We start from the raw sequence: 13,683 nt of genomic DNA, 5'->3' as shown, positions 1-13,683 counted from the left end.
TGGAATGGCTTCGCAAATGCCGACCGGCGCCAAGCTGATGGCCGCCGTCAGTTTCGCGGTCGTCGGGTTCGTGATGGCGAACTACTACGCGATGAACATGCCCGATGCCTCGGCCGCGGGACCGATCCGCGAGGGTGCGGCGGTGGTGGGGGCACTGATCGGCTGGACGGTGATGGGGCCGACAGTCGGCAAGGGCTATGTCGAGGCGGCCGGATCTGGCATCAAGACTGCGGTGGTCCTGGCGGTGGCGGCGCTGTTCCTGCTGGCCTTGCGCGAGATGCTCGATAACTCGGTCAAGATGCGCTATGACACCGCGCTTGATGCGATCCTGGATGTGTTCCAGACCATGGCGCAACGGTCGCGGGCGCTGCTGTCGCTGGGGGTCTTCGGCACGATCCTGCTGGGCGGCATCATCGCCGGGATGTTGACCGAAAACGCCAGCCGCCGCTGGAAATAGCATGACAACAGAGGCAAGGGACGTGCCGCCCGAGGTGCGGGCGGTCGTGCTTGGACCGGATCCTGCGGAGGCGGCGGGGCGGCTCGCCTTCTTTCGCGACGTGCTGCAGGGCGCTGCCCTGGCAGAGGGGGAGGAGGGTCGGGTCCTCGCCACGCTGATCATGCGGGCCTATGGCCGGCTTCCTGCCGAGCGGGTTGCCCGGCGCCTGTCGTCGCTGCGGGTCGAGGCGGCAAGCCGGATGCGGGCGGCAGGGGCGCGGAGGCCAGGTCTGCGGCAGGGCACGGGAGAGGTGGAGGCCGGTCCGCCCGAGCCGCTCCATGCCGGGTTCTTCGCGGTGGACCTGCACCGGCTGCGGCATCGGCGGTTCGACGGCCGGTTCAGCGATCCCCTGACGCGCGAGGTCTTTGTCGTGGGCGATGCGGTCACGGTGCTGCCCTATGATCCGGTGCGCGACAGGGTGCTGCTGATCGAGCAGTTCCGCGTGGGCCCCTTTGGGCGCGGCGACCCCTTGCCATGGCAGCTGGAGGCGATCGCGGGCCGGATCGACCCCGGCGAGACGCCGGAAGCCGCCGCCCGGCGCGAGGCGGTGGAAGAGGCGGGGCTGGTGCTGGGCGCGCTGGAGAAGGTCGCGGAGTATTACCCGACGCCGGGGGCGGTGGCGGAGTATCTGTATTCCTATGTTGCGCTGTGCGACCTGCCGGACGGGGTGGCGGGGGTCTTCGGCGCCGCGGATGAGGGCGAGGACATCAAGGGCCATCTGTTGAGCTTCGACCGGCTGGTCGAGGTGCTGGCCTCGGGCGAGATCGGCAATGCGCCGCTTTTGCTGACCGCCCTGTGGTTGCAGCGTGAACGGGCGCGCTTGCGCAGGTAGGGGCGGTGGGCGGATCGCCCACCCTACGCCTGCGCTACTGGGTGGAGGGCTGCTCTCTGTGCCCGACCCCGGAGGGTTTCACACCCTCCGGACCTCCCGTGGAGTATTTCCGAAAGGGCAAGCCTTACAGGTTCAGCCCGACCCAGGCGCCATTCCGTGCTGACGACCTGACGCAGGCATCGACGAAGGCGACGCCTTCGAGACCCTCCTTCAGGCCCGGGAAGGTGGTGCCTTCGGGCAGGGGGGTGCCCGTCTTGGCGGCGCGGATGGCGCGGGCGGCCTCGAGGTAGATGTTGGCGAAGCCTTCCAGATAGCCCTCGGGATGGCCGGGGGGCACGCGGGTCACGCGGGCAGCCTCGGGGCCTGCACCGGCGCCGCCGCGGGTGATGAGGCGCTTGGGCTGGCCGAAGGGGGTGAACCAGAGGTAGTTCGGGTCCTCCTGCGACCATTCGAGCCCGCCCTTCGTGCCATAGACGCGGAGCCGCAGCCCGTTTTCGTTGCCCGGCGCGACCTGGCTGCACCAGAGCATGCCCTTCGCCCCGCCCTTGTAGCGCAAGAGCACATGGCCGTTGTCATCGACCCGGCGGCCCGGGACGAAGGCGGTGAGGTCGGCGGCGAGCGTGTCGAGCGTGAGGCCGGTGACGAAGTTCGCCAGGTTGAAGGCATGGGTGCCGATGTCGCCGGTCGAGCCGCCTGCGCCGGACCGCGCCGGATCGGTGCGCCAGTCGGCCTGCTTGTTGTCCACCGGTTCGGTCAGCCAGTCCTGGACATATTCGACGTTCACCAGACGCAGGTCGCCGAGGTCGCCATTGGCGATCATGGCCTTGGCCTGCCGGATCATCGGATAGCCGGTGTAATTGTGGGTCAGGGCGAAGACCACGCCCGAGGCCTCGGCGGCTTTGGCGAGTTTCTTCGCCTCGGCAAGCGTCGCGGTCAGCGGCTTGTCGCAGATGACATGGATGCCGCGTCTCAGGAACTGCATCGCCACGGGGGCGTGCATGTGGTTGGGCGTGACGATGGCCACCACGTCGATGCCGTCCTTGCGGCGGGCTTCCTTTGCGGCCATCTCGGCGAAGGAGGTATAGGCGCGGGGCACGCCGAGGTCTTGGGCAGAGGCCAGCGCCTTTTCCGGGTTGGAGGAGAAGGCCCCCGCAACAAGTTCGTACTGGTCGTCGATCCGTGCGGCGATGCGGTGGACCGCGCCGATGAAGGCGTCGCGCCCGCCCCCGACCATGCCAAGGCGCAGGCGTTCGGGGCGGGCGGTATGGGCGGCGTCGATGGGCATGGCTTACCTCGTCTCGTCTTTCATCTGTCCTCAAATATCCCACGGGGGTCGTCAGTGGTGCGCCACTGGTTCAAGCACCACTGGCGACGGGGTGTGAAACCCCCGCTTCCGCGCTCAGTCACCAAGCCCCAGCATCCGCCGGTTGGCGGCGCGGTCGGTGCCGGCATCGGCGAAATCGTCGAAGGCCTTCTCGGTCACGCGGATGATATGGGCATCGACAAAGGCCGCGCCTTCGCGGGCGCCGTCTTCGGGATGTTTCAGGCAGCATTCCCATTCGACCACCGCCCAGCCGTCATAGCCGTACTGGGTGAGCTTCGAGAAGATGCCGCCGAAATCGACCTGCCCGTCGCCAGGGCTGCGGAAGCGGCCCGCGCGGTTCACCCAGGACTGGAAGCCGCCATAGACGCCCTGGCGGCCCGTGGGGTTCAGTTCCGCGTCCTTGACGTGGAACATCTTGATCCGCTCGTGGTAGATGTCGATATTGGCAAGGTAATCAAGGTGTTGCAGGACATAGTGCGAGGGGTCGTAGAGCATGTTCGCGCGGGCATGCCCCTTCACGCGGTCGAGGAACATCTCGAAGGTGACGCCGTCGTGCAGGTCCTCGCCGGGGTGGATCTCGTAGGCGACATCGACGCCGCAGTCCTCGGCATGGTTCAGGATGGGCAGCCAGCGGCGGGCAAGCTCGTCGAAGGCTTCCTCCACCAGCCCCGCCGGGCGCTGCGGCCAGGGGTAGAGGTAGGGCCAGGCGAGCGCGCCGGAAAAGGTGGCGTGGGCGGTCAGCCCGAGGTTCCGGCTGGCGGTCAGCGCCTTCTTCACCTGATCCACCGCCCAAGTAGCCCGTGCCTTCGGATTGCCACGGACGGACGGGGCGGCAAAGCCGTCGAACTGGGTGTCATAGGCCGGATGCACTGCGACCAGCTGGCCTTGCAGGTGGGTGGAAAGTTCCGTCACCTGAAGCCCCGCCTCGGCCGCCACCCCCTTCACTTCGTCGCAGTAATCCTTCGAGGCCGCCGCCTTCTCCAGATCGAAGAGCCGCGCGTCCCAGCTGGGCACCTGCACCCCGACATAGCCGCAGTCGGCCGCCCACTTCGTGATTGACCTCCAGGAATTGAACGGCGCCGCGTCCCCCGCAAACTGCGCCAGGAAAAGGGCCGGGCCCTTGATCGTCTTCATCAGCGTTCCTCCCACTTCGGGCCTAGCGGCCGCATTCCACCCTGACCGGAACCTCGAGGCCCTGCCGTTCGGTCCAGTCGCGTTTGTCGATCTCGGCCACCAGCGCCCGGGCCAGGAATTCGCCCGCGCGTCCGACATCCTCGCGCACGATGAGGACATCCTGCCGGAACCGGCGCAGGACTGCGATGGCTTCTTTCGCAACCACGTCGAAATCGCGGCCCAGCACGCGACCCGACTGTTCCGCCCCGGCGATGGCGGCCATCGCGGCGGTCGTCGAGCCGACGAGAAGGCCGTCGGGCGGGTTCGGCAGCGCGAAGCGGGCGGCGACGGCGGCCTCGACTGCATCGCCGCCGCTGTCGGAGGTGACATCGGCGGCAACCTCGAAGGGCAGGCCCAGAAGAGCGGCCGCGTCGGAAAAACCGACGATCATGTGCCGCGCATACATGTGCGCGCGAGGCGGGGCGAGGAGGTAGAGCCGCTTGCGCCCCCTGTCTGCCAGAGCGCGCGCGCCGATGCGGCCGAAGGCTTCGTTGTCGAAGTCGAAATAGGGGTGGTCGATGCCCATCGCGGTGCGGCCATGCGCTGCGAAGGGGAAGCCGTGGTCGTGCATGTAGCGGATGCGGGGGTCGTCTTCCTTGGTCTGGTTCAGGATGATGCCGTCGGCGCTTTCGGTTTCGACGATGTAGCGGATCGGGTCGAGCGGATCCTGGTCGGGGAAGAAGGGCATCACGACAAGGTGGTAGGCCGTGCCGCGCAGGGCGTTGGCGATGGAATAGATCAGGCGCGAGGTATGGTTCATGATGTCCGTCTCGGTCGACAGGACAAGGGCGATCACATTGGTCTTGCCGGTGCGCAGGCGGACACCCGCGCGGTTCGGACGGTAGCCGAGCCGGGCGGCGGCCTCGCGGACGCGGCGCTTGGTGTCTTCGCCGATGTCGGGGGCGTCCTTGAGCGCGCGCGAGACGGTGGCGATGGCAAGGCCGGTGACGGCAGCGATGGTCTTCAGCGTCGGACGCTGGGTGTCCGAATCAGGGGGGGGGAGATCAGGCAGCGTGACCATGGCTCCCCCTGGGCGAGGGTGCACGGCCGGACAGGCCGTGGCGAATCCCCCTGGCTGATTCGGCCCTTGGCGACGCATTTGCACCCGCAGCACGCGGCGACCGGCCAGAGGCGGGAAGCTCCCGTCCGGCAAGGGGTTCGAGGCGATTGTCGCGGTGCAGCATCGAGCGGGTCATCCCCTGGTTTCCGGCCGCGAAGGGCGCGGATCATCCTGACATGAAAACTTGGCGCGCGGGCGCAAACAAGCGAAAAGATCAGTTGCCCGGCAAAACTATAACGTTATAGGCTGTTTCTATAACGTTTTAGAAACCGGGAGGAACGGTATGAAACTTTCGAAGATGACGGCGCTTCTTGCGATGTCGGTGGCGATGCCCGCCATGGCGACGGAGCTTGAGGTCACCCATTGGTGGACCAGCGGAGGGGAAGCGGCTGCGGTCGCCGAGCTGGCCAAGGCCTTCGACGCGAGCGGAGACAAGTGGGTCGACGGCGCGATCGCCGGCGGCGGCGGCGTGGCGCGGCCGATCATGATCTCGCGCATCACCGGCGGCGACCCGATGGGGGCCACCCAGTTCAACCACGGCCAGCAGGCGCTGGAGCTGGTCGAGGCGGGCCTCATGCTGGACCTGACCGATGTGGCCGAGGCCAACAACTGGAAGGAAATCATCTATCCGCCAAGCCTTCTGGATGCCTGCACCGTGGACGGCAAGATCTATTGCGCGCCGGTGAACATTCACTCGCCCGAATGGCTGTGGCTGAACAACAAGGTCTATACCGACCTCGGCCTGCCGGTTCCGACCAACTGGAACGAGTTCGTGGCCACCGCGCCGCAGGTGGAAGCGGCGGGCAAGATCCCGCTGGCGCTGGGAAACCAGCCCTGGCAGTCGAACCTTGCCTTCGGTGCGATGCAGATCGCGGTGGCCGGGCTTGATGCCTGGAAGGCCGTGAACATCGACAAGAACATGGACGTGGCGGCAGGCCCGGAATATGCCAAGGTCTTCCAGGCCGCAGCGGACGCCCGGAAACTGGCGGCGAAGTCGACGGTTCAGGACTGGAACCAGGCGACGAACCTGGTGATCACGGGCGAAGCGGCCGGCCAGATCATGGGCGACTGGGCGCAGGGCGAATTCCAGGTGGCGGGCAAGGTTGCCGGGACGGATTACACCTGTCTGCCGGGCCTGGGCCTGAACGAGTACATCTCGACCGGCGGCGACGCCTTCTACTTCCCGAAGCTGAATGATCCCGAGAAGGAAGCCGCGCAGAAGCGCCTTGCCGCGCTGCTTGTCAGCCCGGAGGTCCAGGTTGCCTTCAACCTCAAGAAGGGCTCGCTGCCGATCCGCGGCGACATCGACCTCAGCGCCGCCAACGACTGCATGAAGAAGGGTCTGAAGATCCTGGCCGGTGGCAACATCGTTCCCTCGGGCGACATGAACTGGTCGCCGGACGTGCAGAAGCAGGCCGAGGACCTGATGGTCGAGTTCTGGAAGTCGGACATGGCCCCGGAAGTCGCCCACCAGAAGTGGGTGGAAATCCTGAAGTCGGGTCTCTGATCCCGTCCTGACGACCGGGGGCCGTCCGTCGAGCGGGCGGCCCCCATTCTCACCGACGGTTGGGAGGGAACCGATGGCATCTACCACCGAGGCGGCGACTGGCCGCCAGGGGGCGGAGGCGCGTCCGAGAGCGCGCTGGACCCGCAACATCAGCGCAAAGATCGCGGCGATCCCGATGATCGCAACGGCGCTGGTGGTCTTCGTCGGCGGGACGATCTGGACCGTCGTCTATTCCTTCACCGATTCCAAGCTGTTGCCGCGGCTGCGCTGGGTCGGCTTCGATCAGTACGAAAGGCTGTGGTCGCAGAACCGCTGGCTGATCTCGATCGAGAACCTGATGTTCTACGGCGTGATGTCGCTGGTCTTCACCGTGACGATGGGCTTCATCCTGGCGGTGCTGATGGACCAGAAGATCCGTTTCGAGGACACGTTCCGCACCATCATGCTGTATCCCTTTGCCCTGTCCTTCATCGTGACGGGGCTGGTCTGGCAGTGGATCCTGAACCCGCAGTTCGGCATCCAGGGCGTCGTGCGCGACATGGGCTGGACGAGTTTCAGCTTCGATCCGCTGAACAATCCGCAGACGGTGCTGTACGGCCTTTTGATCGCCGGGCTCTGGCAGGGCACGGGGTTCGTGATGTGCCTGATGCTGGCGGGCCTGCGCGGCATCGACGAGGACATCTGGAAGGCCGCGCGCGTTGACGGCATCCCGACCTGGAAGACCTATGTCATGGTCATCATCCCGATGATGCGGCCCGTGTTCATCACCACGCTGGTCATCGTGGCCAGCGGCATCATCCGGCTTTACGACCTGGTCGTCGCCATGACGAGCGGCGGGCCCGGCGGCAATGCCAGTCAGGTGCCGGCGATGTATGTCTACGACTACATGTTCCAGGCGCAGAATCTGGGCCAGGGCTTTGCGGCCTCGACCATGATGCTGCTGTCCGTGCTGATCGTCCTGATCCCCTGGGCCTATCTGGAATTCGGAGGCAAGAAGCATGGCTGACCTGTCGATGAGTTCCGCCATGACCGGCCCGCGCGGGGCCAGGCCGAAGCGCGCGCTGAGCCCCCGCAACATCATGCTTTACGGCATCCTGATCGTGGTATGCCTGTATTACCTGCTGCCCCTGTATGTGATGGTGATGACCAGCCTGAAGGGCATGCCCGAGGTGCGCCTTGGCAACATCTTCGCCCCGCCGGTCGAGATCACCTTCCAGCCCTGGGTCAAGGCCTGGTCCGAGGCCTGCACGGGCCTGAACTGCGACGGCCTTTCCCGCGGCTTCTGGAACAGCGTCATCATCACCGTGCCTTCGGTGATCCTGTCGATCGCCATCGCATCGGTGAACGGCTACGCGCTGATCAACTGGAAGTTCAAGGGATCGGACATCTTCTTCACCATCCTGATCTTCGGGTCCTTCATCCCCTATCAGATCATGCTGTATCCCATCGTGATCCTGTTGCGGGAAATGGGGCTTTACGGCTCGCTCTGGGGTCTGGTTCTGGTGCATTCGGTGTTCGGGATGCCGATCCTGACGCTTCTGTTCCGCAACTACTTCAGTTCCATCCCGGAAGAGCTGTTCAAGGCCGCGCGCGTCGATGGGGCGGGGTTCTGGGGCATCTATTTCCGCATCATGCTGCCGATGAGCCTGCCGATCTTCGTGGTGGCCCTCATCCTTCAGGTGACGGGGATCTGGAACGACTTCCTGTTCGGGGTGGTCTACACCAAGCCCGCCTATTACCCGATGACGGTGCAGCTGAACAACATCGTCAACTCGGTCCAGGGGGTGAAGGAATACAACGTCAACATGGCCGCGACGCTGCTGACCGGCCTTGTGCCGCTGGTGGTCTACTTCGTCTCGGGCAAACTTTTCGTGCGCGGTATCGCCGCTGGTGCCGTGAAAGGCTGACACATGGGAAATTCGATTGAAGTCAAGGACCTGACGCTGAACTTCGGTTCGGTTTCGGTTCTGAAGAACATGAACCTCGACGTGGCCGAGGGGGAGTTCGTTGTGCTCTTGGGCCCGTCGGGTTGCGGGAAATCGACCCTTCTGAACTGCCTTGCGGGCTTGTTGGACATCACCGACGGGCAGATCTGGATCAAGGGGAAGAACGTCACCTGGGCCGAACCCAGCGACCGGGGCATCGGGATGGTGTTCCAGTCCTATGCGCTCTATCCGCAGATGACGGTGCGGGGGAACCTGTCCTTCGGGCTGAAGAACGCGCGCGTGCCGCAGGCCGAGATCGACAAGCGGATCGCGCGCGCGGCAGAGATCCTGCAGATCCAGCCGCTTCTGGACCGGAAACCGGCGGCGCTTTCGGGCGGGCAGCGGCAGCGGGTGGCCATCGGCCGGGCGCTGGTGCGCGACGTGGACGTGTTCCTGTTCGATGAGCCCTTGTCGAACCTCGACGCCAAATTGCGCAGCGAATTGCGGGTCGAGATCAAGCGGCTGCACAACCAGCTGGGCAACACGATGGTCTATGTCACGCACGACCAGATCGAGGCGCTGACGCTGGCCGATCGCATCGCGGTGATGAAGGGGGGCGTGATCCAGCAGCTGGCGGCACCCCTGGAGATCTACAACCGCCCCGCAAACCTGTTCGTCGCGGGCTTCCTGGGCAGCCCGTCGATGAACTTCCTGAAGGGGCGCACGGTGGACGGGGGACGGGCGTTCCAGTTCGGCTCCACGAAGATCGACCTTGCCGGCTATGAAGGCGGCGCGGTGCTGGAGCGGGACGATGCCATCCTGGGCGTGCGGCCCGAGCACATCACGGTTTCGACGACGCCCATCGCCGGCCCCTCGATCCCTGCCGAGGTCGAGATCGACGAACATCTCGGCGCCGACAGCCTGCTGTGGCTGAAGGCCGAGGGCGCGAACCTCAGCGTGCGGGTCCCGGTCGAGGGGCGGCTTCCGGCGGGGACGAAAGTGCATCTGGGGCTGGATATTCCCAAGGCTTCGCTTTTCGACGCGAAGACGGAACAGAGGATCTGAGATCATGCTCGACCTTGCGGGCGTCTGGACGCTTTCGGACGAAAGCGGCGCCCATGTCGTGGCGTTCGACCTGCCGGGGGACGGGGTTTCGGCCCTCGTCCGCGCCGGCGTGATCCCCGAACCCTACCTCGGCCGCAACGAATACGACTGCCGCTGGGTATCCGAGTGCGACTGGCTGGCGCGGCGCAGCTTCGCCCATGACGGCAGCCCGGGCGTGCTGGTGGTCGAGGGGCTGGACTGCGTGGCCGAGGTGCGGCTGAACGGGGTCACGGTCCTGTCGGCCGCCAATGTGCATCGGCGCTGGCGGGTGGATGTCTCGGCGGCGCTGAAACCGGGGGAGAACGCAGTGGAGATCCTCTTCCGCTCTCCGGCGCTCGAGGCTGCGGCGCGGGCGGCACGGATGCCGTTTCCGATCCCCTATCAGCAGGTGAACGGTCCCATCCCGCATGCCAACATGCTGCGCAAGCAGCAATGCGATTTCGGCTGGGACTGGAACATCGCGCTGGGGATTTTCGGGGTCTCGGGCTGCATCCGGCTGGAGCCTGTCGGCCCCCGGATCGGCGATGTGCTGGTGGAACAGGTGCATTCCCGCGGCCAGGTCGAGGTGCGGCTGACGGTTGATGCGACATCTGAGGATGTGACGGCAAGTCTTTGTGGCGTCACACAAACCGCGCCTGTAGTGGGCGGGGTGGCGAAGCTGTCGCTGGTCATCCGCGATCCGGTGCTGTGGTGGCCTGCCGGGCAAGGGGCGCAGGTACTGCACGAGCTTGTGCTGACGGGAGGCGGGGCGACTTCGGTCAAGTGGATCGGCCTGCGGGACATGCGGCTTGTGTCCGAGCCGGACGCGGCCGGACGGTCCTTCGGGGTGCAGGTCAACGGCCGCGCAGTCTTTGCCAGGGGCGCGAACTGGATTCCAGCGGATGCGCTGTTCGGACGGATCACGCGTGCGGCGGTGCGGGGGCTGCTGCAATCGGCGGTGGACGCGAACATGAACATGATCCGCGTCTGGGGCGGCGGGCGATATGAACCCGACTGGTTCTACGACCTCTGCGACGAGTTGGGGCTGATGGTCTGGCAGGATTTCATGTTCGCCTGCCACCTTTACCCATCGACGCCCGAGTTCCTGGCCGAGGTCGATGCCGAGGTCCGCGATGTGGTGGGCCGGATCAGCCACCACGCCTGCCTTGCACTTTGGTGCGGCGACAACGAGCTGATCGGGGCGCTGACCTGGTTCCCGGAAAGCCGCAAGGACCGCGACCGCTATCTGGTGAACTATGACCGGCTGAACCGGACGGTCGAGGCCGCGCTGCACTCGGTTCTGCCGGGGGCGAACTGGTGGCCTTCGTCGCCTTCGCCGGGGCCCCTGGCCTTCGGCGACGCCTGGCACGACGACTCATCGGGCGACATGCATTTCTGGTCTGTCTGGCACGAGGGGCGCGACTTCGATCACTATCGCGACGTAAGCCCCCGGTTCTGTTCGGAATTCGGCTTCCAGTCCTACCCCTCGTTGTCGGTGATCCGGCAGTTCGCCGACCCGCAGGACTGGAACATCGCGAGCCCCGTGATGGAGAGCCACCAGAAGAACCCCGGCGGGAATGCGCGGATCGCTGAAACCATGTTCCGCTATTTCCGCTTTCCGGTGGATTTTCCGAACTTCGTCTATGTCTCTCAGGTTCAACAGGCGCTGGCGATCAAGACGGCGGTGACGCATTGGCGGAGCCTCAAGCCGCATTGCATGGGCACGCTTTACTGGCAGCTCAATGACACCTGGCCGGTGTGTTCGTGGTCGAGCCTCGATCACGGCGGAAACTGGAAGCTTCTGCACCACATGGCGGCGCGGTTCTATGCGCCGGTGCTGGTCACAGCGGTGCCGCAGGACGGCGGGATCGTCTTGCGCGCAGTGAATGACCGGCCCGAGGCAGTGACCATCACGGTCACGGCCAATGCCGCAGCGATGGATGGTTCAACGCGCAAGCTGCGGGAGGCGACGGTCACGGTCTCTCCCGATATGGCGGTCGAATTTATGGTTCTGCCCCCTGAGGCTTTGCGCCCGGATGAGGTTCTTGCTTTCACCTGGAGCGGCGATGCACAGGGCGGGGACGTCCATGCGCCGAAGCCGTGGAAGGGCTATGACCTCAAGCCCTCGGGACTGAAAGCGGATATCCGGCGCGATAACGACGTTTGGAAATTGACTTTGCAGGTCAAGGCACTCGCGCCGTTTGTTGCGGTGGAATCTGAAGTTCCGGGACGCTTTTCCACCAATGCCGTGACGCTGTTCCCCGGCCATCCGGCCACGATCACCTTCACCCCCGAGGATCCCTCGGCGGTGCCCGCCTTCACCTTCAGAGATCTCCATTCCGCCACCTGTGGCGGCTGACGAAAGGACCCTTCATGTTCAGCTATCAACTCTATTCCTCGCGCAACTTCCCGCCCATGTCGCGGACCTTCGAGATGGTGTCGAAGGCGGGCTACACGGCCGTGGAAGGCTATGGCGCGCTTTATGCCGACGATGCGGCGGTGGCGGCGACGGCGGAGGGACTGGCCGCCACCGGGCTGACCATGCCGACGGGGCATTTCGGGCTGCAACAGCTGGAAACCGAGGTGGAAAAGGTGCTGGGCATCGCCCGCGCGCTGAAGATGGAGCGGCTTTACTGCCCCTACATCATGCCCGAGGACCGCCCGACCGACGCGGCGGGCTGGGTGGCCTTCGGGCAGCGGCTGGAAAAGGCCGGGGCGCCCTACAAGGCCGCCGGATACGGCTTCGGCTGGCACAACCACGACTTCGAGTTCAAGGCTCTGCCCGACGGGTCCATGCCGCAGGACCGCATCTTCGAAGGCGGGCCGGACCTGGAATGGGAGATGGACGTGGCCTGGGTGATCCGGGGCGGCGCGGACCCTCTGGCCTGGATCGAGAGATACAAGGACCGGATCACCGCGGCGCATGTGAAGGACATCGCGCCGGCGGGCGAGAACAGGGACGAGGACGGCTGGGCGGATGTCGGTCACGGCACCGTGGACTGGAAGACGATCATGGCCGCGCTGCGGAAGATCGGGGTCAGGCACTTCGTCATGGAACACGACAACCCGAAGGATGACGCGCGGTTCGCCTCGCGGTCGATCGCTTCGGCCAAGGCTTTCTGAGGAATGGGAAAAATGGCAAATCTTGGGATCGGGATCATCGGGTGCGGCAACATCTCCAGCGCCTATCTGCGGCTGGCGCCTCTGTTCAAGGGGCTGGAGGTGCGCGCCGTCGCCGACGTGAACATGGAGGCCGCGAAGGCGCGGGCCGAGGAGTTCAGCGTCAAGGCGCAGTCGGTGGATGACCTTCTGGCGAACAAGGACGTGGATGTGGTCATCAACCTGACCATCCCGGACGCGCACTACGCGGTGACGAAGCGGATTCTGGAGGCAGGGAAGCACGCCTATTCGGAAAAGCCGCTGGTCCTGACGCTGGAGGAAGGCAAGACGCTGCGCGATCTGGCGGCGTCGAAGGGGCTGGCGGTGGGCTGTGCGCCCGACACCTTCCTGGGTGGGGCGCATCAGCAGGCGCGCGCTCTGGTCGATGAGGGCGGCGTGGGCCGGATCACCACGGCGGTCGCCTGCGTGCAGAACCACGGGCCCGAGGGCTGGCATCCGAACCCGGAGTTCTTCTTCCTGCCCGGCGCGGGGCCGATGCTGGACCTGGGGCCCTATTATGTGGCGAACCTCATCAACCTCCTGGGCCCGGTGAAACGGGTGGGGGCGATGACCTCGTCGCAGACGCCGACGCGGACCATCGGGTCCGGCGCGCGGGCGGGGCAGGCGATCCCGGTCAAGACGCCGACGAACATTCATGCTCTGCTGGAGTTCCACAACGGCGCGGTGGTGAACCTGACCACGAGCTGGGACGTCTGGCACCACAAGCGCAACCATTTCGAGTTCTACGGCACGGAAGGGACCCTGTATGTGCCGGACCCGAACTTCTTCGGCGGGACGGTCGAGGTGGCGGACAAGGCGGGCAATCTGACCACGGTCGCGCCCTGGGATCATCCGTTCGGAGTGCCGAACCAGGAACATCCCAAGCTGGGGATGCTGGCCAACTATCGCACCGCGGGGCTGGCCGACATGGTGGCGGCGCTTCAGGCCGGGCGCGATGCGCGCTGTTCTCTGGAACGCACGCTGCACGGGGTGGACGTGATGACCGCCTGCCTGACATCGGGCGAGAGGGGCGAGTTCGTCACGCTGACGACCACCTGCACCCGGCCCGCGGCGCTGTCTCCCGACGAGGCGCGGGCGCTGATGCGCTGAGGGTTGGCCTGGCC

The 13,683-nt window shown here is 65.8% G+C and carries 12 protein-coding genes; 9 read left to right on the top strand and 3 right to left on the bottom strand.

The genetic code is table 11. The features are described 5' to 3' along the window. Positions 1 to 4 precede the first annotated feature (4 nt). Together D5084_RS01385 and D5084_RS01380 are read left to right on the top strand one after the other, a co-directional pair. Positions 5 to 457 (top strand): TrgA family protein, encoded by a 453-nt coding sequence (locus D5084_RS01385; RefSeq protein WP_128513711.1) that lies wholly within the window; start codon positions 5 to 7, stop codon positions 455 to 457. 1 nt (position 458) lies between these two features. Next, a complete protein-coding gene (locus tag D5084_RS01380; RefSeq protein WP_128513710.1) occupies positions 459 to 1,328 on the top strand; it encodes an NUDIX domain-containing protein in 870 nt (289 codons plus the stop codon). 124 nt (positions 1,329 to 1,452) lie between these two features. Here the strand turns inward: D5084_RS01380 and D5084_RS01375 are convergent, their stop codons facing one another. The 3 genes from D5084_RS01375 to D5084_RS01365 all read right to left on the bottom strand — a co-directional run bounded on the left by D5084_RS01375 (position 1,453) and on the right by D5084_RS01365 (position 4,846). Continuing rightward, positions 1,453 to 2,613 (bottom strand): Gfo/Idh/MocA family protein, encoded by a 1,161-nt coding sequence (locus D5084_RS01375; protein ID WP_238382482.1) that lies wholly within the window; start codon positions 2,611 to 2,613, stop codon positions 1,453 to 1,455. 114 nt (positions 2,614 to 2,727) lie between these two features. Further along, entirely contained in the window at positions 2,728 to 3,786 is a 1,059-nt protein-coding gene (locus D5084_RS01370; protein WP_128513709.1) for a sugar phosphate isomerase/epimerase family protein, read from the bottom strand. 22 nt (positions 3,787 to 3,808) lie between these two features. After that, a complete protein-coding gene (locus D5084_RS01365; protein WP_128513708.1) occupies positions 3,809 to 4,846 on the bottom strand; it encodes a LacI family transcriptional regulator in 1,038 nt (345 codons plus the stop codon). 322 nt (positions 4,847 to 5,168) lie between these two features. Between D5084_RS01365 and D5084_RS01360 the strand changes: the two genes are divergently transcribed. From D5084_RS01360 to D5084_RS01330, 7 genes are all read left to right on the top strand, one after another. Then, complete coding sequence (locus D5084_RS01360; RefSeq protein ID WP_128513707.1) at positions 5,169 to 6,392, top strand: ABC transporter substrate-binding protein; 1,224 nt, start codon at positions 5,169 to 5,171, stop codon at positions 6,390 to 6,392. A 73-nt stretch (positions 6,393 to 6,465) separates the two neighbouring features. After that, complete coding sequence (locus tag D5084_RS01355) at positions 6,466 to 7,398, top strand: carbohydrate ABC transporter permease (protein ID WP_128513706.1); 933 nt, start codon at positions 6,466 to 6,468, stop codon at positions 7,396 to 7,398. Then, on the top strand, positions 7,391 to 8,299 hold the full coding sequence (locus tag D5084_RS01350; RefSeq protein WP_128513705.1) for a carbohydrate ABC transporter permease: 909 nt from the start codon (positions 7,391 to 7,393) through the stop codon (positions 8,297 to 8,299). Before D5084_RS01355 ends, D5084_RS01350 begins: the two co-directional genes overlap by 8 nt. Before the next feature lie 3 nt (positions 8,300 to 8,302). Beyond that, positions 8,303 to 9,382, top strand: a complete 1,080-nt coding sequence (locus D5084_RS01345; RefSeq protein ID WP_128513704.1) for an ABC transporter ATP-binding protein — start codon at positions 8,303 to 8,305, stop codon at positions 9,380 to 9,382. Positions 9,383 to 9,386: 4 nt separating this feature from the next. After that, entirely contained in the window at positions 9,387 to 11,759 is a 2,373-nt protein-coding gene (locus D5084_RS01340; protein ID WP_128513703.1) for a beta-mannosidase, read from the top strand. Positions 11,760 to 11,773: 14 nt separating this feature from the next. Continuing rightward, a complete protein-coding gene (locus tag D5084_RS01335) occupies positions 11,774 to 12,523 on the top strand; it encodes a sugar phosphate isomerase/epimerase family protein (protein WP_128513702.1) in 750 nt (249 codons plus the stop codon). A 12-nt stretch (positions 12,524 to 12,535) separates the two neighbouring features. Continuing rightward, positions 12,536 to 13,669, top strand: coding sequence for a Gfo/Idh/MocA family protein (locus D5084_RS01330; RefSeq protein ID WP_128513701.1), 1,134 nt, complete (start codon positions 12,536 to 12,538; stop codon positions 13,667 to 13,669). The last annotated feature ends 14 nt before the right edge of the window (positions 13,670 to 13,683 follow it).

The sequence above is a fragment of the Tabrizicola thermarum genome (genome assembly GCF_003574395.1).
In the GTDB taxonomy this organism is placed as follows: Bacteria; Pseudomonadota; Alphaproteobacteria; order Rhodobacterales; family Rhodobacteraceae; genus Tabrizicola; species Tabrizicola thermarum.
Note: the sequence above shows the minus strand (reverse complement) of the source record. Positions and strands in the feature narration are given on the sequence as shown.